This is a genomic window from Pseudalkalibacillus sp. R45 (genome assembly GCF_052246725.1).
Lineage (GTDB): Bacteria > Bacillota > Bacilli > Bacillales > Fictibacillaceae > Pseudalkalibacillus.
Map to the genome: position 1 here is coordinate 153,846 of NZ_JBQQCL010000002.1, position 24,302 is coordinate 178,147.

Below are 24,302 nucleotides of genomic sequence, written 5' to 3' on the forward strand. Positions count from 1 at the left end.
CTTTGCCAAATGTTCTTTATTCTGATTTATTTCGTTCGATTTGTTTGTTGATGGCATCGGCTGTTTTGTCCACTGCATTCATTGCAGTACTTTCAGTAGCTTCAATTGCATTTTCTACACTATCAAACGCAGTATCCGCTCCATCTTTGATGTTCTTAGCTGTGCGTTCTACAGCTTGTTGGTTTTGATTTCGTTTATGTGGCATGCTGATTCCTCCTTAATAGGGTTAGTATTAGGATGAAACCTGTAACCGAAATTATACATATATTCATTTTAAATACAGTTTCCTTCTATTATTTAAGCGACATCCCTTTTTATGAACGAGTACCACGATGCAGCAATGAAGACCCCTAAATATATACACAGGATCAAAATGGAACCTGTAAAAGTCATTTCCCTGAACAATGGACGGTTTCCACTGAAAAATTGAGTAAGATTGGTATTTGCAAAAAGGATGTATTTCCCCCAGCTAATCTGATAATGAGCAAGCACTTCTACAAAAGTCCTCCCTGTCAAAATCAAGAATATAGAGGTACCTGTCGCAATGACACTGCTTCTGAATACGGTGGAGATTGTGAAGGCAAATGTTGACATGACTGAAACCTCAACGAAAGTCGTCATGAATCGTAAAAAGATATACCTCCCGTTATCAAAATCTCCTGCGACATCAGAAATCCCAAAAAAGATAAATCCGAACAACAAAGCAAATATCAAATAAGACGCCAATAGATAAACACCGATTAGTAAAACAGTCAAGTACTTGGATAACAGGACTTTGGATCGTTGCGCAGGTCTTATTAAAAGAAATTTAATCGTTCCCCAATCATATTCATTTGCAACAATTGATCCTGCAATGATGACAGATACGAATTGTAACAAGAACAAGAAATTCGTACTGAAAATGAAATAATCAGCGAAGCTTTCATTTTCGCCAGAGGTCGATAAGATGTTCTTCGTCATTAAGGCAAGCAAAAGACACCCGATTACAAAAACCAAAAATAGTACTTGATATCCCTTTTTATGGGAAATTTTGATGTGTTCGTTACGGATCAAATTAAACATCATTGGAAGGTTCCTCCGTTGCTTCAAAGAACGCCTCTTCAAGCGTTTGATTCTTTGCTGTTACAGAATATATCCTGATACCTTCATGCACAAGGGTTTCTACAACATTAGGAACATCATGTTTACATACTATTGCATCTACACTAAGACCAGCAACTTCAGCTTCCACATTCATATCTCTAAGGATGTCTTTCGTTCTATCTGCTGCATCCACTTCAAAACGGAACATACTGCTCGATTGTGGGTTCACATCAATTAATTCTCTGACTTTCAATATTCGCCCCGATTGAATGATGGCCACCCGATCGCATAAATCTTCAATCTCACGGAGTAAATGACTTGCAATAATGATTGACACATTTTCTGTCTTGCTCAATGCCCTTATGTATTCACGAAACTCCCTCATTCCAAGAGGGTCCAGACCATTAGTCGGTTCATCAAGGATAAGCAATTTAGGTTGATGTAAAATAGCTTGGGCAATTCCAAGGCGTTGTCTCATCCCCAAAGAGTAAGTGCTGACTCGATCATTTATGGCCTTACCTAAATTGACGATCCCAACCACTTCTTTCAGCCTATTTTTCGATATCGTCGGATCCATTGCTGCATATTGTTGTAAATTTTGAAGTCCACTCAAGTGTTCGTAGAACTCAGGGTTTTCAACGATCGCTCCGATATGCTTGATGGATTGGGTGAATTCCTTGTATAAATCATGTCCGTGGATTATAACCTGTCCTTTATCTGCCTTCATCAATCCAACGATGATCCTGATCATCGTTGTTTTACCTGAACCATTCGGTCCCAATAATCCCATGATTTCACCATGATTCACTTCCAGCTCAACATCCGAAAGAATTTGATTTTTACCAATTGATTTATGTATATTTTGCAGTTGCAGGATTGGATTGTTTTTCATGATTTCACCTAAATTTTATAATTTGTCCTCTATAATTGGACGTCTCAGTATTGAATAAGTTTCTACTGATTTTGTTTTTATAGTTGAATTCTAGCGGAAAGCGTGCATCCTGGAGCGGAAATCACCGACTTTTAAAGAAAACCTGGCGAGACCATGCCTTTTGTAGGTTGAGCCTTAGTTGCCCTTATACTGAAGAAAGTATATTATACTTTCTTTAAGTGCAAGACCAACAACGTTTGCGAAAACAGCCTTTCAAATAAACAATACACTAAAAAAGGTCTAGAAATAAAAAACACTTGGACAAAAAACATCCAAGTGCCTGTGTTCCGATTATAGTATCCGTATGACCAGATACCCCATTACCATTGCTATAAGAGCACTAAGCAGACTCCCAATTAAATAATATTCTGAGAATGCCTTGTTCTCAAATTGCTTGAATCTAGTCAATGATTTTACTGCGATCAGGAATGTCATACCATGCGGAATTCCTTGGACGATGAAGATGATGATCAATACACGTTCAACCATTCCGATGTACCTTCCCACATTTTTAGGGGAATCCTTAAAGAACTGCTCGGTTCTTATTCTAGTTACTTCGTTTACTTCTTCCCCTTTTTCATTATAAGAGGTCTTTATTTCTGTCTTTTCGTCTGAAATACTATATTTATCTTTTGATAGTGTAGGATTGGGACCTAGATCCCTCAATAATATCCCAAGGAAATAACCTGAACCCCATGTCACCAGGATGAAGAGGATACTAATGAAGAGAAACTTCGAAAAATGATCCGTTTCCATTCCTTCAAATAAAAACTGTAAGATTCCAGATGTAATGTCATTTGCAGAGTAAGAAATCAAGCCTGTCATATTCAAAATCACGATGATTGATAGTACATGGATGAGTTGATCGATTAAAAATAACGTTGAATTTAAGATCACATTGTCGTTTTTCTTTTTGATTGACTCTTTCGTCCAATCAACGAAATAGTGTGTGATCAGAATGAAAACGATGCTTATAATAATTTTATATAATGATACCTCTGTAAGTCCTCCAACTACAATGATATAGATTAATCCTGCGAACACCGTCACGATGAAATGTGTGGAAATATGTCTAAATAAGCCTTTATGCAATTGTATTTTTTTCAGTTGGATCATAGAATTTTTCTGAAGTAAAAAATCCGCAATGAAATGGGCTAAGATAAATAGTAGGAGTAGCTGAAACATATGATTATTTTGCCTCCTTCCTATAGGGCTCTTGTAGAAAATCTAAAAGTTCAATCAAACTAGACTTCATTCTATTGACTGTGTGATAGTCCGATCTGGATAATAGATATGAAACAGTAGATTTCGGGGACTTATATCCTATCTCTCTGCCGATTTCTTCATAAGTGGCGTTCTTGTTCTTTTCAACTAGTTTGATGACTTCTTTCTGTTTATCACTGCGATTGATGATCTTTTCATAGATGGAAAAAATCAAAGCATTTAAAGATTGGTATGGGTAATCTTTAGAATAGAAAAAGAATGAGCTGTTTTCTTCATTAAAATGCCAATACTTTGCCTCAGCGTGATTGTCTTTTAAAAACTGATCACGTGCATCTAGTGCATTAAGAACCGCTGATCCATTCATCGTATGAATGGTAGAATTAGTTGTATCCAGCTCACCTAAACCAATTCCGACATACACATATATCCCATCGGCTGCCAATCTTGTGCTGATTTCTTCTATAGCTAGATACCCAGCCGAATAACTCTTCTGGACACCGAGCAGCTCATCTCCATTTCGAACGTCAAACGGTACTAACAACTCCTCTTTCCATACTTCATTCAAGTGTTCAGCACATTTCAATAAAGCTTTTTGAAGCTGTTCTTTATCCAATTGTCTTGAGTGTTTTACATCACAAGCGATACATACACATGACATTATTAAACCACCTCACAAATAATAGCATCTCACAATAACAGTTGATACAAAATCATCAATTTTTATCGTGTTGATATTTTATTAACAACTATAACAGAATAAAGCTATTTTTCAAATGGGTAATTGGATTTAACTGTTTTCAAAAATTTGTTGCTAATGAACCTTTTTAATCTGAAATAGAGTGACTTTGAATCATACCAGTACAGATGTTTCTGCCTCTTACCTCGCCCTGTAGTCTAGAAAATGATATAATCTCTTAGTAGCTGAATTATGGAGGAATGTTAAGAATGATTACTGTTACAAATGTAGGTTTGCGTTTTGCAGATCGCAAGCTTTTTGAAGATGTCAATATAAAGTTCACTCCAGGTAACTGTTATGGACTGATTGGTGCAAACGGTGCTGGTAAATCTACGTTTTTGAAGATTTTATCAGGTGAGGTCGAACCTCAAAAAGGAGACGTCCATCTCCCTCCTGGTCAACGTATGGCAGTGTTGAAACAGAACCATTTTGAATATGAAGAATATGAAGTACTAAGCACCGTCATCATGGGGCATGAGCGCCTTTATGAAATCATGCAGGAAAAAGATGCGATCTACGCTAAACCGGACTTTTCCGAAGAAGACGGAATTAAAGCAGCTGAACTTGAAGGTGAGTTCGCTGAATTAGATGGCTGGGAAGCAGAGTCGAATGCAGCAGTCCTCTTAAAAGGGTTAGGTATTGAAGAAGAACTTCACACCAAGAAGTTGGCGGATCTGACAGGTGGACAAAAGGTCAAAGTATTGCTTGCACAAGCTTTATTCGGCAATCCAGATGTCCTTCTACTTGACGAGCCGACAAACGGTCTGGATATACAAGCCACTCACTGGTTAGAAGAATTTCTGATCAATTTTGAAAATACGGTGATAGTCGTTTCCCATGACCGTCATTTTTTGAATAAGGTTTGTACACATATCGCTGACCTGGATTTCGGTAAAATCCAAATTTACGTAGGAAACTATGATTTTTGGTATGAGTCAAGTCAACTAGCTCAAAAGATGGCACAAGAACAGAATAAGAAAAAAGAAGAGAAGATCAAAGAGCTACAAAACTTCATTGCAAGATTCAGTGCTAATGCGTCTAAATCGAAACAGGCTACCTCCCGTAAAAAATTGCTGGAGAAAATCTCATTAGACGACATCAAACCTTCTTCCCGTCGTTACCCGTTCGTCGGATTCACACCAGCAAGGGAAATCGGTAATGACCTGCTGCGTGTAGAAGGACTTTCTAAAACAGTCAACGGAGAGAAAGTGCTTGATAATGTAAGCTTCATCATGAATAAAGACGATAAAATCGCCTTAGTAGGAAAGAATGAAATCGCGAAGACGACCTTGATGAAAATCTTGATGGGTGAAATGGAACCAGATAGTGGAACCTTCAAATGGGGAGTGACAACTTCTCAAGCATATTTCCCGAAGGACAATTCGGAATACTTTGATGGCTGTGACTTGAACCTTGTCGATTGGCTCCGTCAATACTCTCCAGAGGATGATAGCGATACATTCTTAAGAGGATTCCTTGGCCGTATGCTCTTTTCTGGTGAGGAAGTTATGAAAAAAGCGAGCGTCCTTTCTGGAGGAGAAAAAGTTCGTTGTATGCTATCGAAGATGATGCTGAGCAATGCAAATGTACTGTTGCTGGATGAACCGACCAATCATCTGGATTTAGAATCCATCACAGCCTTGAACAATGGATTGATTAAATTCAAAGGTTCTATGATCTTCGCTTCACATGACCACCAATTCGTTCAAACGATCGCAAATCGTATCATCGAATTGACAGACAACGGGGTTATGGATAAGCAGATGTCCTATGATGAATATCTGGAAAATAAAGATATCCAAAAACAACTCGATACAATGTATTCTTGATTAAAAAAGCTATCCGTAAAGGATAGCTTTTTTAGTTCATAATGGATTTCTGCGAAATTCACTCCCTTTCCTTGGGTGTATTCAAAGCTATTTCCGGCCTCAGGTTGATCCAAATTTTATACATCAACTAGGTCGTCTTTTTTCAATTAATTAAGGAACGCATGACAAGTTTCTACACACTTCCTGCATTCTTCTGCACACAACCGACAATGTCTGAGCTCATGTTTTTCACATTCCTTTATACAAGCCATACAAACATCTACGCATAGATGGCAATATTGATCAATGAATGGACTGCTCTTACTCATTGCAACCGCTGTATACTCACAAATTTCGGCACATTCACGCGTGAGACGAAGACACTCATTCAACTTAGGGTCTTCGATTTTCAAACAAGAATCAAAACAATGATTACACGTTACGAGGCATGATAAGCATTCTTCGATACATTCTTTATACTCTTCATCCATTCTTTTTTGATCCTCCCGCAAATAGGTTGTTTAATTACCACTACCACCAACCTCATAGAGATAAACTATCCATACCAACTACAATCGAAGATATTAGGCTTCCATCCCCCTATTTAAATAGGTAGAATGATGTGATTATTTACATTTGTATTAATTTTAAGATAGAAATATTTATTTCTAATGAATTCTTCTATATAATGAAAACTAACTCTATTTCGTCCGGTCGTTATAAATTCGTTAGAAGGTGTTACATTAGGGTAACTTGTCATCCCTTCACATCATTACTCTCAACTATTGCCCACCGTCCATTCACATACCTTCAAGATAATTGAATTTCTTAAGAAAGTAGGTAGTTTCCATGGAATCATTGATCATCCGTTCGTTCCACAAGGACGAAGTAAGATTTGCATTTGTATATGAAGGAAGATTGTTTACGATGATTATGAAATGGTCCGTGGACAACAATCATTGGAATTTGCACACGTACGACCAAGAATTGCGCAAGAACCCGGAACAATATCGGTTCATTGTGGAAAGGTTGTTATCTACTGATCGGGTTAAAGAATTTTTTAAAGACCGGAATATAAAAATGGATTCAGTCTATTGTAAAGGCTGTAACAATGTTTCTGTTGAATAAATAGCCCCAATTATCCCAAACAAAATTGAATGGCAGCTGGTCACGATTCAAATACAAAATCGGATAAATAAGCAGAACTTATCACTTAGAGCTGGACCTGATAAGCAACCCGTCATTTACCAAGTATTTGAAGGGGTTTAAAATTTATGGCAAAAGAAATAGCAATAAAATACAATTCTGTTTCTAAAGCCATTTGAAATCCAATATGTTTGGAGGGTCCCGGTTGTTCCGCTTACGCCTGTTTTTTATTGGTATTCTAGCAGGTTCTACGTTAGGTCTGGTCAGTCACATGTTGAGTTGATATCTACGTTTCCCCCTATTCGTTAGGGGGATTTTTTTGTGGGCACACTCTTTTCTGAGCTAAATAATTTCACTCCCAATTACACAACATAAATACTGAAGTGTGATTCGGAGGTGTTATGTGTTGAGATTTAAAGTGGTTACAGTGGCATTTGTTTCGTTAGTGGCGATTTTTGCTGTCTATTTCTTTTATCCTGCTAATGATGTGGAAGCTCCTCGGCTTCAACAAAATCTTACTCAAAAAAGGATTATTCCCGGTGATTTACGTACAAACCAGTCTAAAGATCTTGTGCGATTGAATTCAATCAAGTATGGACAAAATCTTGTTCGAAAACTGGATACCGACTCTTCTATAGGCGTTATCCAGCATAAAACGAAAGTGAAAAGTCATTATCAAGAACGCCAGGCTACAGTTAAGTTTAAGGAGAAACCAAGTCCAGAAAAAATAAAACTCATCTATAATGATATTGATGGTGAAGTGGCAAAACAATTGGATTCAACGTATATATTCAAATCTAAATCATTGACTACTCCTCAATTACTCAGTTACTTCAATTCAAGAGAAGATATTGAATACGCTGAACCCAATTATATCTATTTACAAAATGAGATTGTTACAGATGATGAGTTTTATCAACAGTACCAATGGAACCTCCCTGCGATCCGGACTGAAAAGGGTTGGGAAGTCACACGCGGAAATGAGGATGTGGTCATCGCGATCATTGATACGGGTATTGATATGAAACACCCGGATTTAGCCCAAAGACTCGTCGAAGGTCATAACATATTGAAGGATACTCCTTATCCGAATGATGATAATGGTCACGGTACGCATGTCGCAGGTATCATCGCCTCTCAAACAAATAATGGTCTCGGCGTTGCAGGAATGACCTGGTACAACAAAATCATGCCGATCAAAACGATGAACGCAGATGGCTATGGTACCTCCTTTGATGTCGCCCAGGGTGTACGATGGGCTACTGATCACGGAGCTGATGTCATAAATCTCAGTCTTGGTAATTATAAAGAATCAAAAGCATTAAAAGAAGCAATCGATTATGCTTATGAAAAAGACGTCATTATCGTTGCAGCTTCGGGTAATGATAATACAAATCAAATCAGTTATCCCGCTGCGTTTGATAATGTACTTGGAGTGGCGGCAGTCAACACAAATTTGGAACGAGCTGATTTTTCAAATTATGGTGACTATATCGATGTTGCAGCACCTGGAGTAGATATCGCCAGTACGTATATTAACAACCAGTATGCCTCTCTTTCGGGTACATCGATGGCTACGCCACATGTTGCAGCCCTGGCAGGATTAATACGCTCTTCGCAGCCGGAACTTAAAAACAGTGAAGTGATCCAGCTTATTAAAGATTCAACAGATGATGTAGGGAGACCCGGGAAAGATGAATACACCGGAAATGGGGTTATTAATGTTGCTGCTGCACTCGATTCGAATAATCAAAAGAAAAAACCATTCGGTAAATTTGGTGAATGGTTCAACTTAAATGGAAAATGAAGAAATGCAAGTAGAAGGAAACCTATCATCGGTTTCCTTTTTTATTTCTTATTTGTTATACACCTTATAGATGTTTTTTGCGAAATTGACTCCTTTTTCAAAAGGAATGCCTATTTTAATTTTTCCCTCAGGGATGTCATAAAGCCAAACTCTTCTTTTAAATTGCTTGATGTAACATGATTTCTTAGATGTGATCATATCATGTGAATTAGGACAATTTATTTGAGGGGATATGCAATGATATTTGTGCTCGTACTCGTATCGATATTATCTTTCAATTTATTCATCTATACCTTATTGCTCATGATTGAAAATCGAAACCAGATTACAATGATGGAAGCGAAAAGTATAGCGATGTCTTCCGGAATGGTAATTGGATTGATTTCAGGATTATACTTGATGTACTTCTTAAGCGATGAGATCGCTTTACCGACTTTCATCGCAATGGCGATCGGAAGTCTTGCAGGTATCACATTAAGTGCACCGATACATATCCTTGCCGTAATCGAAGGTCTGATGGCTGGCATTATGGGTGGTATGATGGGAGTGATGCTTGGGGCGATGCTACCGTCATATGATTGGGATATGATGATGGAAGTCCTATTGTTAATTATGGTGATTGTGTTGTCAGTCAATGTCACCTATTTATATAAAAAGTCTGGAAAAAGATACCCTGCTAACTTACGCTTCTTCTTGGTGTGCACAATTATTCTTTTATATGCTGGGGCTATTTTCAATCTTATTTTCCCCGGAACCGTTAGTCATACAGAGAAGGTACCACCTCCACCCATTGAACATGGAAAATGAAATCAACAAAAAAAGTGACTTGATAAAGGGGAGTCATACCCACTTGTATCAAATCACTTTTCTTTTTATTCTGGTTCGATATCGATGATTTTCGATCGTGTATCAGACGTTTTTGGGAGCACGACAGTAAGTTGATTTCCAGCCATAGATGCTTTGATATCTTCCGGTGACACGTTAGGGGGGATTGGCAAATAGCGTTCGATACGTTTAGAATAGTTCTCTTTCCTCAAAATTTCACCTTTATCATTTTGGAGTTGTTCTACTTCGAATTTTTGTATCAAAAGCCGCAATTGATGATTGATCACTTCCAAATTGACACGATCATTCTCTTCAAGTGGCAGGTTAGCACGGATAATGATTTCACGATCTGTTTCAGATGTGTCCACGTCGAAAAAGTAATTCGATTGAAAATGGTTCAAATGCTTATCGAATTCCTTCATCGATTCTTGCAAATGCTGATCAATGGACTTCAAGAAATTATCCATTCGCTGGTCATCAAAAATATGCTTCAATTGATTTTTCCAAAAATCCATTTCTCTCTCCTCTTCCCTTTTCATTTGGCTGTTTTCGCAAACTTTGTTGCTCTTGAAAGTCGTTGATTTCCGCTCCAGGATGCTCGCTTTCCGCGGGGCGTGCGGTGAGCCAACTCGTCGCCTTGCGATCTCAGGACTCTCCTTTTCAAGGAAGCATTTGTGCTCCTGCGTCTACAAGAAAGTCCTGTCGAAGCGAGCTTCCTCGTCACATGCCTTGCGAGGAGATTATTCAGGTAGTAGGCACGCTGATCCCGCAGGACAAGGAAAGCTTCGGAAGCGTTACATCGCACGAAGAAAATGCGATTTTCATTTTCGAGGAGTCTCGCACCTTGCTCTTCAATTTACTTGCACAAGGTGATTTTTTAAAAATGACTCATAAGCAACAATCTTTTAGAAAAAGAGCCTTTCATTTTAATTGTCACACCATTTTTCGAAGGTAATCTGCATGCCTCTTCCCTTATCTAGAGATTCGCAAGGTTATTTGAATCGTTAATATCCGGATCGATGGTATTCGTAAGGTTCCAGAAATTATTTACGAGCATGAAATCACCAGTATTCGCTCCTCCACTTCCACTAGCACCTTTCGAGGTCGACTTTGGCGATATATATAAGGTATCACCAAAGTTTACGGTAGCATTCGTTGCAACAGTACTGATTTTGATCGGAGCTAAAATGACAGATGGCACGTGAAACACTCCTCTTTTTTTCTAATATGGGCACTTTTCTAATGTATCGTATGCAAATGAGAAGATTGTGGAACTAATTAACAATGGAATGGGTATCCGCATATGTTGATATATAAATACTCCCTGAAAAGGATGTTCATTATGCCTGCGATGGTTGGAGCAATAAAAATCAACGAGGTGTCAGGGTCAGCTGTCTTCAATATCGGGGATGTCTACCATATCGGGCCTCGCAGTACATCAAAAACATTTGCCGGGGCAGGCTCCTTCAATACCGGAGATAATCTACAAGTGAATAATGGATACAGTATCACCCATACAGTCGACCCAGATATCATTGATAACAGTAATATTGGAAATACAGGTTAAATCCCTCTTTTTGTTCGAACCATGTGTTAAATTCCTCTTGAACTTGCATAGGTTAGTTAAGAGGGGGTGATGGACTTGAGCAATAATTATTACCTGGAACAACGGATTCAACAGCTCGAAGAAACAATTAGACAATTACATGCAAGGACTGATTCAATTGAGTCCATCGTTTCAGGACTTCAAAACGAAATCGCACAATTGAAAGAATCCCCCCAAACATCGATTGAATACAAGTTTGATCAGCTTAAAATTGAAACATTGGAAGGCACATTGAATATTGGGCTCTCCCCTGGCGGTAATGGTCTCGAAAATATAGAAGACCTAGGTGTGAACGGAAAAAAGGTTCAAGTGAATAAACAAAATGAGCCTGAGACTCAAAAGCCATTCACAGATGAAATGTATAATTGGATTGATCAAGGAGTAGCCCATTATTTAAATAAGGATATTTATTCCGACATTCAGAAAGTAGAAAAACGTGCAGGAATAAAACTCCAAGAATCACAGGTGAAATTGGTTGTTGAGGATATCAAAAAACAGATGGGGATTCGACTTCCGCATTATGTAATGTCCTTAGATCCAGAAAATATCCAACGAAATCCTAATAAAGAGGTTGATCGACTGATGGAACAAATAAAAAAGGACATCGTGAGGGGAATTGAAATTTATATGAATAATGAACGGAAAAAATCGTAGGGAGGAATAAGAATGGAACTAAACGTCATCAATCGTGAGTTGTCTGTTGGAGATATACAGGTCAGTGGAATTTCTACTTCATCAATGCTGTTGGTTGGTGACAGCGAAATGATCACTTGTCAATCGATGTTTGATACTCCTCCAGAATCGTTGATTATCGGGACCCCTCTAGTGCCTTTGTCAAAGGAATTCTAAAATGGATCGAACATCTGTTGTACAATATTTGGATATTATTTCAGTAGTTACCTCTTCAGTCATTCAAGTAGGTGATACGAAAATATTGACGCCAACCTCCCTTGCCCTTGCTGTCCAGAGGCAGGAATCAATTTATGATGAAGATGAGCACACATTTGACATGTATCCGATGTTTTCTGCTCCACTTCCACCTCTTAGCTATGACTGTATTCCTGTGAATACAGTCAATGAAGCACCCGCAATTCATGTTAATTCAATCAATATCATCGGGGTTGCTGCATCCTCTGTCGTTCGAATAGGTAACACGGATTTTGTATCCAGTGATTCCCGTGTCAAGCACATTCGCCAATTCACTGTCGATCCTTATGAATAGGAGGATGAAGATGAATGTGTATGTAAATCAAACAATTACGATCCAGACGTTGCGAATCGAAGGGTTATCAAACTCTTCCGTTCTCCAGATCGGCACCAGTGGTGTAATCAAACCTATTTCATATGCAGCTAATACTGGAGGTTTCACCGGTCCAGCACCACTATTGAAACAACCATACGGTGGTGTTGTTGAAATGCCGTTCGCAGGTCCATTGGTGCCTCTTGCACCAGAATAATGATCAACTTGAAATTGTGAGGAGATTTTATGGATTCATGGTCAAAAATGATGGATTGGAAACAGATGGCTGATAAATATATCAATCAAAGTTTCTTCCCCAATCATCACGAAAACAAAAGCTCCGGTCCACAAGTGAATGTATATGAATCAGAAAATGAACTATTATGTTTGATTTCGCTCCCAGGTCTAGAAAATGTAAATGATGTTGAAGTATATGTATACAAAAGTTCAATCAAATTGATCGGCAATACTTCATTACACATACATGGTATGTCGATTAAACAGGATGAAATCTTTCAAGGACGATTTGAACGTGAAGTCCCTTTGCCTTACTCCGTAAGGGAAGATCCAATTGATGCATATTATCAGAAAGGTGTCTTGTATATCCAGTTATATCGGTTACTTACGGATGATCGGCCACGAAAGAAGGTTGATATAAAGTATCATGCAGATTAAATATGGGCTGACACAAGAATTCGAGCCAACCCTATTTTAAATTTAAGCATTTCCGACATTATTACTATCAGCAACATCGGGATCTATTGTAATGGAAACGCTGAATAGATTGTTTTCTGTCAAGAAATCACCAGTGTTCCCTCCCCCAGACCCACCAGCACTTTTACTAGTTGATACAGGTGTGTTAAAAAACAAGTCCCCAAAATTAACAGTTCCACCGCTTACAGTGGAAATTTTGATCGGTGCAATGATGATAGTTGGCATATCTACTCTCCTTTACCCTTTATACGTGAAAAGGGCTGACCTTCATAGTCCAGGCAGACTCCTGCACGCCATCTTTCAAGATGTATACTTCGCAACGTGTTGGAGCGGCCTGACTTTAATATGGTCAAACCCTTTATTAAAATGACAAACATGTACTATGATATTTCAGGCAGCAAAAGGAGTCCGACAACTCCTTTGCTTACCTTTTAATGATCGGTTTCGTCAAATTAGCTTACAAAAGCTACTCCCACAATGATAAGGAGAATAAACAAAACTACGATCAAAGCAAAACCTGCTCCATAGCCGTAACCCATGAAAGACATCCTCCTTCCTTCAGGTCATTAAAAGAAACGATTCTCCATAAGAGAATGTTCTTTTCACTACATACTATGTAGAAGTACAGGTTTTGATAGGGACAAGTGGCGATATTTTTGAGAAGTTTTTGTGTTTTTTTATTAATTCTGTTCGTTTATATTGTTGATTTCTACGAAATTCGCTCCCTTTCCGCGGGCGAACCGCATGCCTCCTCACTTGCACAGGATCTCAACACAAAAATGAAATCATATTCGTGTCTATGGTGAACGTCGAAGTCAGTACATCCTGTACAAGTACGTCCTGCGCCAATATAAATTACAAGGACGATTCAGTAGGCTCTGCTACTCTTCATTCTCCTCCCCTGCAAATTCAGTTCCTTTACGCGGAGGCATCTATAAGCATCGTCCACCTTCCCCAAAAATCTAATAAACTCCCTGTGGCTCGTTTAATTGAGATGGAATCCGAAGGTAGAGTACATACGAAGCTTTGGCGATGGTTCATATAGTTGAAATTTCATCTTTTTTTGAAAATTTAAGTATGTTATAATTATACTGTTTCGTTTTTATAAATGCATCTTTATACACAGTTTGATCGGTCCTATTTCAAACTTTCGCAGGATTTCACTCCGATTCTTTCAGCCTATGTTTTTAACATGTTTATACAATTGCGGACAAACTGTTCCTTAATTAGTCAATCATTTGAAAATATGTGCGAAAGGCGGAATTGCCAAATTTATTTAACAACGAGGTGAATTGCACAAATGGACAACGAAAAAACACAGCTTCAACCTAGTACAACAAGTTATTTGAAATTCCTCATCCCATCGTTGATCGGAATATTCCTATTCATGATTCCAATCAGTTATAAGGGAGAAGTGACGATACCAGTTGCATTGCTTGCAGACTGGTTGCAAGGATTACTTGGTGACAGTATCCCTGCAATCATGACATGGATCATCGCTCTTGCTGTCATTTTTTCCTTCATTGCAGTCATGGCAAAGCCAGCATTTATCATGAATAACACTTTTCTAAAATCTTTATTTCATGTACGGCCATTCTGGTTGATTGCGAGATTGTTAGGTATGATTTTCGCATTTATGACATTGTATGAAATCGGCCCTGAATGGATCTGGTCTCCAGATACTGGCGGCTTACTATTAACTGGACTGATTCCTGTATTATTCTCAGTCTTCTTGTTCGCAGGGTTATTCCTGCCGTTATTGTTGAACTTCGGCTTGTTAGAATTATTCGGGGCACTTTTGACAAAAATCATGCGTCCTATTTTTACCCTGCCAGGTCGCTCGTCGATCGACTGTTTAGCGTCATGGCTAGGTGATGGAACAATCGGAGTACTACTCACGAGTAAACAATATGAAGAAGGAAACTATTCGAAACGGGAAGCAGCAGTAATTGGTACTACCTTCTCAGTCGTATCGATCACTTTTACAATCGTCGTATTGAAACAGATGGAATTAGATGCATACTTTGGTCCGTATTATTTGACGATTGTATTGGCTGGATTCGTAGCAGCATTAATTCTGCCCCGTATTCCGCCATTATCAAAAAAGAAGGATACGTATATTGATGAATCAGATGTTCGGAATAGTGAAGATATCCCTGAAGGTATGTCTATTTTTTCCTGGGGGATGAAATCGGCAGCAAATACTGCTCAAAAAACGAAAAGCTTTGATGTCATCGTCAAAGGCGGCTTCCAAAACGTTCTTGACATGTGGATGGGGGTCATCCCGATTGTCATGGCAATTGGAACTGTCGCATTAGGGATTGAGGCAGCTACACCAATTTTCGAATGGCTCGGCAAACCATTCGTACCATTGCTTCAACTCATGCAGGTACCTGAAGCAGCTGATGCTGCACAGACGATTGTCGTCGGTTTTGCCGATATGTTCTTGCCAGCTCTGATCGGTGTAGAAATCATTGAAAGTGAAATGACAAGGTTCATCATAGCTTGTCTATCTGTAACACAGCTTATTTACATGTCAGAGGTTGGTGGCCTGTTGCTCGGTTCTAAGATACCAGTAAACTTTAAAGACCTGGTTCTTATCTTCTTAGAACGTACACTTGTCACCTTGCCTGTCATCGTTTTGATGGCACATATCATTTTTTAATACATTAATTGAGGGCAGTTCTTAGGAGCTGCTCTTTTTATTTCCAAAACAACAATCTTTGCGAAATCCGCCTTTTAGTTTTACGCTAAATGAGGGCAAATCCCCCTTAAAATCAACAATGCCCTAATTAAGCCTTTATTTAAAAAAGGCTGAGACCGTGTGATCTCAGCCAGAATAGATTACCATTTGAACCAAGGGTCTGAGTTTTCATCCTCTTCTGTTTCATCTTCATCATCTTCATCTGTTTCATCTTCGTATTCATCATCTGAATCATCATCGCTTACTTCTTCATCATTTCGGTTATCACCGATACCCCACATTGCGTCCCAAGGATTTACAACCTCTTCTTGTTCTTCTTCGTTGCTGTCTATATTTTTTGTCTTAATTTCTTTGTTATTTTTCTTTGCCATGATAGTCCCTCCTTTCCGGAAATACCAGGTCAGCATTTACTGATGAACTATCTCTAATTACAGTATTGTAAAATTAATATTTCGATACGGACACATGCCTAATTAAATAAAGAAAACTTGGCAAAGCCAAGCCTTTGGCGAAGGCTGAGACTTAGTTGCCCTTATATTGAAGAAAGTATTTTTTACTTTCTTTAAATGTGAAAAAAAGAGAAGACGTGGGTTGTCTCCTCTTATGGTTTATCTGACAGTATTCAGAAACTCTTTTACGGATTCAGGCGTTTTGGCATTTGCACTCTGAAGGTGAGCTAGCTTTTCTCCATTTTGGTACACGAGTAAGCTTGGTATTCCCATCACCTCATATTTTTCAGTAATTTCCGGAAATTGATCTTTATCGATCTGATACCAGTCTTTATCCTGATTTTCTTCGATTATATCCCCAAGGAACATATCAAGCCGTTTGCAATCAGGGCACCAATCGGTAACGAATTTGATTACAGTTTGCCCTGGTCGATTGATAAGTTTGTTGAATTCCAGTTCAGAAGTTATTTCTTTCATGCGGATCCCCCTCTTGTTTTCGATATCGTTATTATACAAAATCTTTGTTTCCAATGTTAAATATGGCGCTTAAAGCAAGAAAGTTGTTCAAACCGATTCCTTATGGTCCACTAGTCATATAAACGTTTATTAATGATTTCATTAAAAAAGCGACAACAGTATAAACTATAAGAGATAAATAGACGTGTGAGGGGAGGAAATCTTATGGGTCACCAACATGATCATCATGCTAACAAAAAAGCATTGAAAATATCTTTTTTATTGATCAGTCTTTTCATGATTGTAGAAGTGATTGGGGGTATAGTAACGAATAGTTTGGCATTGCTTTCGGATGCCGGACATATGTTCAGTGATGCAGCTTCCCTCGGATTAAGTTTTTTAGCAATCCATTACGGAAGTAAGAAGCCAAGTGATAATAAGACCTTTGGATATAAACGTTTTGAAATTCTAGCGGCTTTTATTAACGGAATTGCCCTTATCTTCATCTCATTCATTATCTTATATGAAGCCTATCACCGTTTCATTGAACCACCTGATGTGGCTGGTCAGGGAATGCTTTCGATTGCGGTAATCGGGTTGGTCGTTAATTTGATCGTCGCGTATATCCTGATGAAAGGTGATACAAGCGGAAACTTGAATATGAAAAGTGCATTCCTTCATGTATTAGGAGACCTTCTTGGTTCCGTGGGGGCTATTATCGCAGCGATCTTCATCATCGTGCTTGGCTGGACATATGCAGATCCCATCGCAAGTGTCATTGTTTCATTACTGATTTTGATAAGTGGTTGGAGAGTGACGAAGGAAGCCGTACATGTACTTATGGAAGGAACACCTGGGCATATTAATATAGAAGAAATCAAATCCTCACTATCAACCTTCCCTGTAATTAAAAATGTTCATGATCTTCACGTCTGGTCGATTACTTCAGGTTACATTGCGTTGAGCTGCCATATAACAATCGAAGAGGAAACAGATCACCAACAATTATTAAAGCAGGTATCTGACCATCTAAATGAAAATTTCCATATCAACCATACAACGATACAAATAGAATACAAAGATAGAGATTGTGATCCATGTAACTAAAAAGGAGGATTGATTTTTCATCAACCCTCCTCACTTGAAATTCTTGCTGTTAGTTTTGATTTCTACGAATTTCAATCCACTGGCGAACCATAAGCTGGATCCTTATTATATGCCAATAGATCGGATAAGTTTTTCTACCTCTTCTGCCTTTTGCGTTCCAATAAGATATTTTCTTCCGTCCATCATTTCAATACGGATCCCCTTCGACCCTTTAACATTGTAAGCAGTTGTTCCATTTAATGAAAACCTTAATCCAAAACCGAAAAATTCCCTTAAAGGATTATAAGTCTCCACATTGATGGATTTCATTTCAGAAAACATAAATTTCCTCTTCTTAAGATGGAACGGTCGAAATCTGACAAAGATCCCGCTCTCATTTATTTCTGTCGTTAACGTAATCGTTAAGAAGAATATCGGAAAGGCGATTCCAAATAAAACCCATAGAACCCATAATGTTGTATCAGATGCTGGATTCGTTCCAAATGGTTTTCCAAAGTATATTTGTTGAATGAAACCATACCACATTACTCCTATCAGGAACAAAACAATAAGGATGAAATACCAGCTAGTGAAGCGTTGGTTTTCTTTAAAAAGGACTTCCACCTAAGTTGCATCCTCTCTCTTAGATTGATTTGAATTGATACACGATTGAATCACCGATTGGCCGGTAGCCAATTCTTTTGTAGATACTGTTCGAAGTAGGATTTGAAAGGTCTGTATACAAGGTACAGAACTCATATCCTTCTTTTAACAACATCCGACTTAATTGAGATACACATGAAGTAGCATATCCTCTTTTTTCATACTTTTTCGGTGTGTAGACATAATTTACGCTCATCCCTTTGGAAGTTCCTCTTGCCTTGCGAGCCATTGAAACGGGTTCACCATCTACCCATACGTATAGGCTTTCTTGATGGATGAACTCCTTCTTTTTTTCTTTCGCTTCAGCAATTGTAAATGGAGTTTCAGTCACGAATGAAAAGTCATGTCCCCATTTGGAGAGAAGTTCATGGTCCTCCATTGTAGCTAAACGTATGAACCCCGGGCTTTGGGGAACATCATTCACTTTTGTTAATTTCAAAATACATTGTTCCATTGCAGTCTCATAGATTATTTTATCGTCTGAACACCATTTTTCAGCGAACGTTCCTGCCAGGTGTCTGGTGCCTACGATTAGCGGCATCTCTTTAAGGTTTGCAATTGCATGTTCAATCGCTTCATTAATCTTTATATGAGAACTGTCCCCAAATACTCCTAAATTAAAAGGTGGTGTCATGATCAATACGAGAACAAGCTTCTGGTCATCATCTGTAATTGTTGCAAAAATTGGAGCTGATTTAGCATTGATTCCTTGTTTCTCATTTTGAATACAACGATTCAAAATGCCAAGAGGCAGATTATTTAATGCTTCATCTTTCTGTAAAAACGCTTCAGCGTTATTAGCAAATCCACTTGCTTCCTGGTATTGTCGGAAATCCATTCTCCTCGTCCCTCTCTTTTTCACTTAAGCTTAAAATAGTTTACCATTCTTTACTTAGATTTCATTAAGCAATTCATGATATCATCGAATACAAAAAATTTGAACGTTCTTACCCTCTTCTTATACTTATACAAAAAAACACGGATTCCTATCCGTACTGCAATAAATACTTGTTTACATAATTATAATACACTCTACTGTCTATCTGGTTATTCTCAACTCCGCAGGAGATTATCGCTCTGCGGAAACAAAAAAAGCTAATCCTAATTGATACATAGAGAAACAATTGCAATAAATCCTAACATAATAAACACACAGCCCTACATAAGTAATCTTAAGTAATATTAAGGATTGTCGAGGCTGCTTCTAATAAGTAAATATAAGTAATAAGAAGAGATCTTTTTGCTCACTTTACTTAAGTGCCTTATAATGAAAATAGAGAAAGGTTGTTTTTGCATAAGTTGTCTGCTTGCGGTGATTGGCTAACTTGTTATCCCGAAGTAGTCTCACATATTTCTTCTACTTTATCTTACAGCATCTTCCTTATCCATTAGCAACAAACTTTTTAGAAAACAAACTACAAAAAAAGTGAGGTTTTGCTATGTATCAAGATGAACGTCTATTGAGGATCATGGAATACTTAAATGACAATGAACGAATTACGGTAAATGAGATGATGAATCTATATGGTATCTCCCGAGATACTGCAAGAAGGGATTTAGTGAAGTTAGAAGAGCAAGGTAAGATTTTTCGTACAAGAGGTGGAGCACTGCTAGCATCGGAAAAGAATGAGGTTGAAATTCATGAAGGGAGTCGCCAAGAGGATTCGGTTTTCATCTCTAAAGAAAAAAGAGCAATTGCAAAAGCAGCACTAACGTTCATTCAACCTGGTGAAAGCTTGATGTTCGACTCATCAATGCATGTTCAATACCTTGCGAACATTTTGCCTGGGCCAAGTGTGGTTATTACGAATTCATTGAAACAAGCAAGTATACTTTCAAACAGGAAGGATGTTGATCTCCACCTTCTGGGGGGACGCTTGAATATCAATTATGAGTCCCTTCAAGGTCCATACTTATGTGAGGATATGGAACGGTATTTTGTGGACAAAGTCTTCATCAGTGCGGATGGTATTGATTCTGAGGGTATCACTTATATTGATGATAACGAAGGCATGGTCACCAAAGCAATGACGAAACGAGGAAAACAGGTAATTTTATTAGCTGATTCAGCAGTGTTCGGGACCCAAGAGCTATTTAAATGTTTATCTTTTAATGCGTTAGATGTTTTGGTGACTGATCAGAACCCAAGAAGTGATCTCCTCCCTCTGTTTGAAAAATCGAATGTGAAGATAGTTGTTGCAAATGATAAATGAAAGAGGCCGACTAGGTCAGCCTCTTTTATGTATTCAAATCTGTCGTTTTCTGGGCACGTATGAATAGAAATTGCGGTTTCTTGGTCAGTTTTTCATATTTCTCGGGTATTGCCTGTTTGAATTCATCTGTCGGCATCGGCTCAATCAGCTTTTCAATGACAAACCCATTCAGATGAAGTGGTTTAAGTATTTCATTCAATGGACGGCGATAAAATTGGACTTCAACCTTCCCATCCGGTGTGTCCCATTGATCTGTCAATAATTCCGTCGTAAAATAATTATCACGTTCGAATTCGACATAATCCATGAATGGATGATGAACTGAAAATATGAGTCTTCCTTTGTCTTTTAGAATTCTGTTGAATTCTCTCATCGGCAGTTCCCAATTCTTTAGATAATGAAGTGTCAATGGGGAGACGATTATATCCACCGAATGATCATCAATCATGTCCAATGGTTCATTGAGATCAGACTGTAAGACTTCCGCTCTATCTCCAACCCGCTTTTTCGTAAACTTTACCATATTTGGACTGAAATCGATGGAAGTGACTTTGGCTGCATTCTGTTTAATGAACCATTCTGTGTACCATCCTGCACCACAGCCAGCATCCAGCACATGTTTCCCTTCGATATCCGGAAGCAGTGATAACGTGCCCGGTCGTTCGTAATACGCATTGAATGGTTTTGTATCTACATATCGAGCATAGTAATTTGCCAATTCTTCATAAGCATCAAATGAAATCAAGTCTTTCATGTTGAACATCTCCTACGGCTATATTGAAAAAATTCGTCAAAAAACCGGATATGTAAAGGGAAAAGCTTGCAGACTATAGTCAACAGATGTCGTAACCTTCCACCTTTTCTACGGGGTAATAGATCCAACCTTCCTGTGCAGCAGTTTCCAGTTTAATACAAGGCTCTATAAGGAATATATTCTTCAAGACCTCCCCATTTCCTGCGTATAGAAGTGCGAGAAGGGCACAAATTGCTGCGTCATACGCGTCTGTATGGACTGGGATGTTATCAGGTATCATTGAGAGAATCTTGTTTTTTACATTTGAAGTTTTATAGCTTTTGATCAATGCTGGATACACCTCGATGATGATCTTGTTCCCCTTTGTCGACCTTTGCTGTGGATGAATAACGAATGATTGTTCATGATGCCAATTCAAAGCATAGGTGATCGCAAGTGTCGTATTGTTACCAAGTTTATCGAAGGGTGCAGACAATGGCTTTTTGCCGAATCTTTCATACACATGCCGTTCCGTTTCACGATAGGCGTATGGATTGAAAATTTCTTTGGAAGGCTTTTCGACAGAAGTTCGTTCATTATTGACTAACTTTTTATATTCAAGAGGAAAACCCAACGATGCGTCTATCCCAAGCACGGTTATGTCGAAATCCTCGATCGAAACAGAAGGATCCAGTTGATGAATGATGTTTTGCGGTGTCCAAAGGGTATGATCAAAGATTTTCGTATTCTTCGGTTGTCCGATCCATTGAAAATCTTTCGTCAACGTATCAAATGTGCATGCTGCTATCCCCTGTTTTGTTCCCATCCAGCCCCCTACATCCCATCCGATTCCTAATTTCATTGCCATCGTCTATACCACACCCTGCTTATTTTTGCTCTAGTAATAGCCGTAGTGAGAAAAATGCAAATACAGTACCTTTTAAGCGATTGATCCATCGTAGAACTGACTCGTTACTCCAAAGTTTTTCTCCGATTGTACCTGCTGAAATCGACAAGATAATGAATATAAGAAGAGCCTGGCCGATAAAAAGTAAACCTAGAATTGTCATTTGAACCGGAATAGCTCCATTGTTTACCATTACAAATTGAGGCAGAAAAGCTAAAAAGAAAATCGACACTTTAGGATTCAAGATATTCATGATAATACCTTTACGATAAAGATTCATTAACGTGTATTGTTTTACTTTTTGCTGTTCGGGCTGGGAATTTTCTCGGAAAGCTTGGATTGCTAAATATAACAGGTAGATTGCGCCGGCAACTTTTATGATCGTGAAAGCTAGGCTGGATTGATAAAGGATAGCTGAAATTCCCACTGCAGCAGCCAACGTATGAGCGATCAGTCCCGTACAAAGTCCAAGGCCAGTTGCGATCCCTGCTTTTTTTCCATGTGAAACGCTCTGTGCGAACACAAACATGAAGTCTGGACCGGGTGTGATGGTCAATAAGATAGAGGCAAATAGAAAATAACTGATCGTGTTCAAATCCATATGTAATTTCCCCTTTAATGTCAATTATGCTATGTATCTATCATACCAGAATGGATTGGTAAGGAGGCGAGCAGCCCCCTATTCCATGACAATTATTGTGACGGTTCGGCAACCTTTACGATATATTTACCTATATTTTCTCCGGTAAATAAACCTAAGAACGCATCAGGAATATTGTCAAACCCTTCGACGATCGTTTCCCGATAAGAAAGTTTACCTTCTTGAAGCCATTTAGCCAGGTCTTTGACCGCATCCTCAAAGTAGGCACCATAATCGGAGACAATGAAGCCTTTCATCAAGGCACTGTTGATAAGCAGATTCGGTTGGACCCGGATTCCAAGGTCAGGCTTCTCAAGGTTATATAATGCAATCTGGCCACAGACTGGTATACGGGCTCCTTTATTGATCAGCCGTAAGACAGCATCAGAGACTTCACCACCGACATTATCGTAATAAACATCGACTCCGTCTTTACATGCCTCTTTAAGTTGTTGTTTGAATGATTCAGATTTATAATTGACGGTTTCATCAAAGCCAAGTTCGTCTTTAAGATACGCCAGTTTCTCATCCGATCCTGCAATCCCTACGACGCGTGCCCCCGCAATTTTCGCTATTTGACCGACGACGGTTCCTACTGCTCCGGCCGCACCGGAGACGACCACTGTTTCCCCTGGTTCAGGCTTCCCGATGTCAAGCAAACCGAAATACGCTGTAATACCCGGCATTCCGAGCACACCTAAATGCGTCGTGACAGGAGCTTGTTTTGAATCGATTTTTCGAAGCGATTCTTCAGACGCTGTTTGATAGGTTGCCCAGCCAAGGTTCCCAATGACCAGATCCCCGACTTGAAACTCTGTACTGTTACTGTTAACGATTTCAGCAATCACACCGCCAGTAATGACTTCTCCAATAGCATAAGGTTCTACATAAGATTTCTGATCATTCATCCTCCCTCTCATGTATGGATCGACAGAAATATATAATGCTTTAAGTAATACTTCCCCGCTTTCAGGTTCATTCAACTGTGATTCTGTCCATTCAAAGGTCTCGTGGTTCGGCATTCCAACTGGTCTTTTTGCTAAACGTATTTGTTTTGAAGTTCGTTCGTTCATAATCAATCCCACCTTTAAGACAATGTATCTTATATTATAATTTTCAAGAGGTTAGAAATAAAATAGATTGCTTGAAACGTCGGAGGATTGGTTTTACAGCTTTAATGAGCGGGAAAGCCCACTCCTTTAGGGGTGGGATGAAAGCGAATAACTCATTCTTTTTTTCTTTCGATACGAACGCACGTTTGGTATAATGGTGGATATAGGCACACAAAAAGAACCAAAACAACGGGATGTCGAAGAACAAAAAACGAGGGG

At 38.7% G+C, this 24,302-nt stretch carries 31 protein-coding genes; 14 read left to right on the top strand and 17 right to left on the bottom strand.

The features are described from left to right. Nucleotides 1–16: 16 nt before the first annotated feature. The 5 genes from ACTWQL_RS06530 to ACTWQL_RS06550 all read right to left on the bottom strand — a co-directional run bounded on the left by ACTWQL_RS06530 (nt 17) and on the right by ACTWQL_RS06550 (nt 3,896). A complete protein-coding gene (locus ACTWQL_RS06530; protein WP_443141649.1) occupies nt 17–205 on the bottom strand; it encodes a hypothetical protein in 189 nt (62 codons plus the stop codon). Between the two features lie 92 nt (nt 206–297). Then, a complete protein-coding gene (locus ACTWQL_RS06535) occupies nt 298–1,065 on the bottom strand; it encodes an ABC transporter permease (RefSeq protein WP_443141650.1) in 768 nt (255 codons plus the stop codon). Next, nucleotides 1,055–1,975 carry an ABC transporter ATP-binding protein gene (locus tag ACTWQL_RS06540; protein WP_443141651.1) on the bottom strand — a complete coding sequence of 307 codons (921 nt, stop codon included), beginning with the start codon at nt 1,973–1,975 and terminating at the stop codon, nt 1,055–1,057. The genes ACTWQL_RS06535 and ACTWQL_RS06540 overlap by 11 nt, the downstream gene beginning before the upstream one ends. 330 nt (nt 1,976–2,305) lie before the next feature. After that, nucleotides 2,306–3,199, bottom strand: a complete 894-nt coding sequence (locus ACTWQL_RS06545; RefSeq protein ID WP_443141652.1) for a DUF3307 domain-containing protein — start codon at nt 3,197–3,199, stop codon at nt 2,306–2,308. 4 nt (nt 3,200–3,203) lie between these two features. After that, on the bottom strand, nt 3,204–3,896 hold the full coding sequence (locus ACTWQL_RS06550) for a SatD family protein (protein WP_443141653.1): 693 nt from the start codon (nt 3,894–3,896) through the stop codon (nt 3,204–3,206). Nucleotides 3,897–4,183: 287 nt separating this feature from the next. Here ACTWQL_RS06550 and ACTWQL_RS06555 point away from each other — a divergent pair, with 287 nt between their 5' ends. From ACTWQL_RS06555 to ACTWQL_RS06570, 4 genes are all read left to right on the top strand, one after another. Further along, nucleotides 4,184–5,803, top strand: a complete 1,620-nt coding sequence (locus ACTWQL_RS06555; protein ID WP_443141654.1) for an ABC-F family ATP-binding cassette domain-containing protein — start codon at nt 4,184–4,186, stop codon at nt 5,801–5,803. 828 nt (nt 5,804–6,631) lie between these two features. Further along, nucleotides 6,632–6,910, top strand: coding sequence for a hypothetical protein (locus ACTWQL_RS06560; RefSeq protein WP_443141655.1), 279 nt, complete (start codon nt 6,632–6,634; stop codon nt 6,908–6,910). Nucleotides 6,911–7,331: 421 nt separating this feature from the next. Continuing rightward, a complete protein-coding gene (locus ACTWQL_RS06565; RefSeq protein WP_443141656.1) occupies nt 7,332–8,735 on the top strand; it encodes a S8 family peptidase in 1,404 nt (467 codons plus the stop codon). A gap of 237 nt (nt 8,736–8,972) precedes the next feature. Further along, nucleotides 8,973–9,542 carry a hypothetical protein gene (locus ACTWQL_RS06570; protein WP_443141657.1) on the top strand — a complete coding sequence of 190 codons (570 nt, stop codon included), beginning with the start codon at nt 8,973–8,975 and terminating at the stop codon, nt 9,540–9,542. Nucleotides 9,543–9,607: 65 nt separating this feature from the next. Here the strand turns inward: ACTWQL_RS06570 and ACTWQL_RS06575 are convergent, their stop codons facing one another. Further along, a complete protein-coding gene (locus ACTWQL_RS06575; protein WP_443141658.1) occupies nt 9,608–10,075 on the bottom strand; it encodes an Hsp20/alpha crystallin family protein in 468 nt (155 codons plus the stop codon). Nucleotides 10,076–10,284: 209 nt separating this feature from the next. Between ACTWQL_RS06575 and ACTWQL_RS06580 the strand changes: the two genes are divergently transcribed. After that, nucleotides 10,285–10,515 carry a hypothetical protein gene (locus ACTWQL_RS06580; protein WP_443141659.1) on the top strand — a complete coding sequence of 77 codons (231 nt, stop codon included), beginning with the start codon at nt 10,285–10,287 and terminating at the stop codon, nt 10,513–10,515. A 21-nt stretch (nt 10,516–10,536) separates the two neighbouring features. Here the strand turns inward: ACTWQL_RS06580 and ACTWQL_RS06585 are convergent, their stop codons facing one another. Next, the gene (locus ACTWQL_RS06585) at nt 10,537–10,761 is read right to left on the bottom strand and encodes a spore germination protein (protein WP_261134049.1); all 225 of its coding nucleotides are present in this window, start codon (nt 10,759–10,761) and stop codon (nt 10,537–10,539) included. 141 nt (nt 10,762–10,902) lie between these two features. Between ACTWQL_RS06585 and ACTWQL_RS06590 the strand changes: the two genes are divergently transcribed. The 6 genes from ACTWQL_RS06590 (at nt 10,903) to ACTWQL_RS06615 (ending at nt 13,081) form a co-directional block, all read left to right on the top strand. After that, nucleotides 10,903–11,127, top strand: a complete 225-nt coding sequence (locus tag ACTWQL_RS06590; RefSeq protein WP_443141660.1) for a spore germination protein — start codon at nt 10,903–10,905, stop codon at nt 11,125–11,127. 75 nt (nt 11,128–11,202) lie between these two features. After that, nucleotides 11,203–11,820, top strand: coding sequence for a spore germination protein GerPC (gerPC, locus tag ACTWQL_RS06595; protein WP_443141661.1), 618 nt, complete (start codon nt 11,203–11,205; stop codon nt 11,818–11,820). Nucleotides 11,821–11,832: 12 nt separating this feature from the next. Next, nucleotides 11,833–12,015 carry a spore gernimation protein GerPD gene (locus ACTWQL_RS06600; RefSeq protein WP_443141662.1) on the top strand — a complete coding sequence of 61 codons (183 nt, stop codon included), beginning with the start codon at nt 11,833–11,835 and terminating at the stop codon, nt 12,013–12,015. Between the two features lies 1 nt (nt 12,016). Further along, a complete protein-coding gene (locus ACTWQL_RS06605; RefSeq protein WP_443141663.1) occupies nt 12,017–12,388 on the top strand; it encodes a spore germination protein GerPE in 372 nt (123 codons plus the stop codon). Nucleotides 12,389–12,398: 10 nt separating this feature from the next. Next, nucleotides 12,399–12,623, top strand: a complete 225-nt coding sequence (locus ACTWQL_RS06610; protein WP_443141664.1) for a spore germination protein GerPB — start codon at nt 12,399–12,401, stop codon at nt 12,621–12,623. 29 nt (nt 12,624–12,652) lie between these two features. After that, nucleotides 12,653–13,081, top strand: coding sequence for an Hsp20/alpha crystallin family protein (locus ACTWQL_RS06615; RefSeq protein ID WP_443141665.1), 429 nt, complete (start codon nt 12,653–12,655; stop codon nt 13,079–13,081). A gap of 42 nt (nt 13,082–13,123) precedes the next feature. On the opposite strand, the gene ACTWQL_RS06620 is transcribed toward ACTWQL_RS06615, so the two are convergent. Together ACTWQL_RS06620 and ACTWQL_RS06625 are read right to left on the bottom strand one after the other, a co-directional pair. Beyond that, complete coding sequence (locus ACTWQL_RS06620) at nt 13,124–13,345, bottom strand: spore germination protein (protein ID WP_261134056.1); 222 nt, start codon at nt 13,343–13,345, stop codon at nt 13,124–13,126. A gap of 227 nt (nt 13,346–13,572) precedes the next feature. Further along, nucleotides 13,573–13,668, bottom strand: a complete 96-nt coding sequence (locus ACTWQL_RS06625; RefSeq protein WP_221564876.1) for a YjcZ family sporulation protein — start codon at nt 13,666–13,668, stop codon at nt 13,573–13,575. A 752-nt stretch (nt 13,669–14,420) separates the two neighbouring features. Between ACTWQL_RS06625 and ACTWQL_RS06630 the strand changes: the two genes are divergently transcribed. Continuing rightward, on the top strand, nt 14,421–15,785 hold the full coding sequence (locus tag ACTWQL_RS06630; protein ID WP_443141666.1) for a YjiH family protein: 1,365 nt from the start codon (nt 14,421–14,423) through the stop codon (nt 15,783–15,785). Between the two features lie 179 nt (nt 15,786–15,964). Here ACTWQL_RS06630 and ACTWQL_RS06635 read toward each other — a convergent pair whose 3' ends face one another. Together ACTWQL_RS06635 and ACTWQL_RS06640 are read right to left on the bottom strand one after the other, a co-directional pair. Beyond that, nucleotides 15,965–16,195 (bottom strand): hypothetical protein, encoded by a 231-nt coding sequence (locus ACTWQL_RS06635; RefSeq protein WP_443141667.1) that lies wholly within the window; start codon nt 16,193–16,195, stop codon nt 15,965–15,967. 237 nt (nt 16,196–16,432) lie between these two features. Next, nucleotides 16,433–16,750 carry a thioredoxin family protein gene (locus ACTWQL_RS06640; RefSeq protein WP_443141668.1) on the bottom strand — a complete coding sequence of 106 codons (318 nt, stop codon included), beginning with the start codon at nt 16,748–16,750 and terminating at the stop codon, nt 16,433–16,435. 204 nt (nt 16,751–16,954) lie between these two features. On the opposite strand from ACTWQL_RS06640, the gene ACTWQL_RS06645 reads away from it, so the two are divergent. Then, nucleotides 16,955–17,836 carry a cation diffusion facilitator family transporter gene (locus tag ACTWQL_RS06645; RefSeq protein WP_443141669.1) on the top strand — a complete coding sequence of 294 codons (882 nt, stop codon included), beginning with the start codon at nt 16,955–16,957 and terminating at the stop codon, nt 17,834–17,836. A gap of 105 nt (nt 17,837–17,941) precedes the next feature. Here ACTWQL_RS06645 and ACTWQL_RS06650 read toward each other — a convergent pair whose 3' ends face one another. Together ACTWQL_RS06650 and ACTWQL_RS06655 are read right to left on the bottom strand one after the other, a co-directional pair. Beyond that, entirely contained in the window at nt 17,942–18,439 is a 498-nt protein-coding gene (locus ACTWQL_RS06650) for a DUF6141 family protein (protein ID WP_443141670.1), read from the bottom strand. 19 nt (nt 18,440–18,458) lie between these two features. Next, the gene (locus tag ACTWQL_RS06655) at nt 18,459–19,316 is read right to left on the bottom strand and encodes a GNAT family N-acetyltransferase (RefSeq protein ID WP_443141671.1); all 858 of its coding nucleotides are present in this window, start codon (nt 19,314–19,316) and stop codon (nt 18,459–18,461) included. Nucleotides 19,317–19,917: 601 nt separating this feature from the next. On the opposite strand from ACTWQL_RS06655, the gene ACTWQL_RS06660 reads away from it, so the two are divergent. Beyond that, nucleotides 19,918–20,691 (top strand): DeoR/GlpR family DNA-binding transcription regulator, encoded by a 774-nt coding sequence (locus ACTWQL_RS06660; RefSeq protein ID WP_443141672.1) that lies wholly within the window; start codon nt 19,918–19,920, stop codon nt 20,689–20,691. A gap of 25 nt (nt 20,692–20,716) precedes the next feature. On the opposite strand, the gene ACTWQL_RS06665 is transcribed toward ACTWQL_RS06660, so the two are convergent. The 4 genes from ACTWQL_RS06665 to ACTWQL_RS06680 form a co-directional block, all read right to left on the bottom strand. Next, entirely contained in the window at nt 20,717–21,445 is a 729-nt protein-coding gene (locus tag ACTWQL_RS06665; protein ID WP_443141673.1) for a class I SAM-dependent methyltransferase, read from the bottom strand. A gap of 79 nt (nt 21,446–21,524) precedes the next feature. Further along, nucleotides 21,525–22,292, bottom strand: a complete 768-nt coding sequence (locus ACTWQL_RS06670; protein WP_443141674.1) for a hypothetical protein — start codon at nt 22,290–22,292, stop codon at nt 21,525–21,527. Between the two features lie 19 nt (nt 22,293–22,311). After that, nucleotides 22,312–22,932 (bottom strand): LysE family translocator, encoded by a 621-nt coding sequence (locus tag ACTWQL_RS06675; protein ID WP_443141675.1) that lies wholly within the window; start codon nt 22,930–22,932, stop codon nt 22,312–22,314. Between the two features lie 92 nt (nt 22,933–23,024). Further along, nucleotides 23,025–24,044 carry an NADP-dependent oxidoreductase gene (locus ACTWQL_RS06680; RefSeq protein ID WP_443141676.1) on the bottom strand — a complete coding sequence of 340 codons (1,020 nt, stop codon included), beginning with the start codon at nt 24,042–24,044 and terminating at the stop codon, nt 23,025–23,027. Nucleotides 24,045–24,302: the final 258 nt, after the last annotated feature.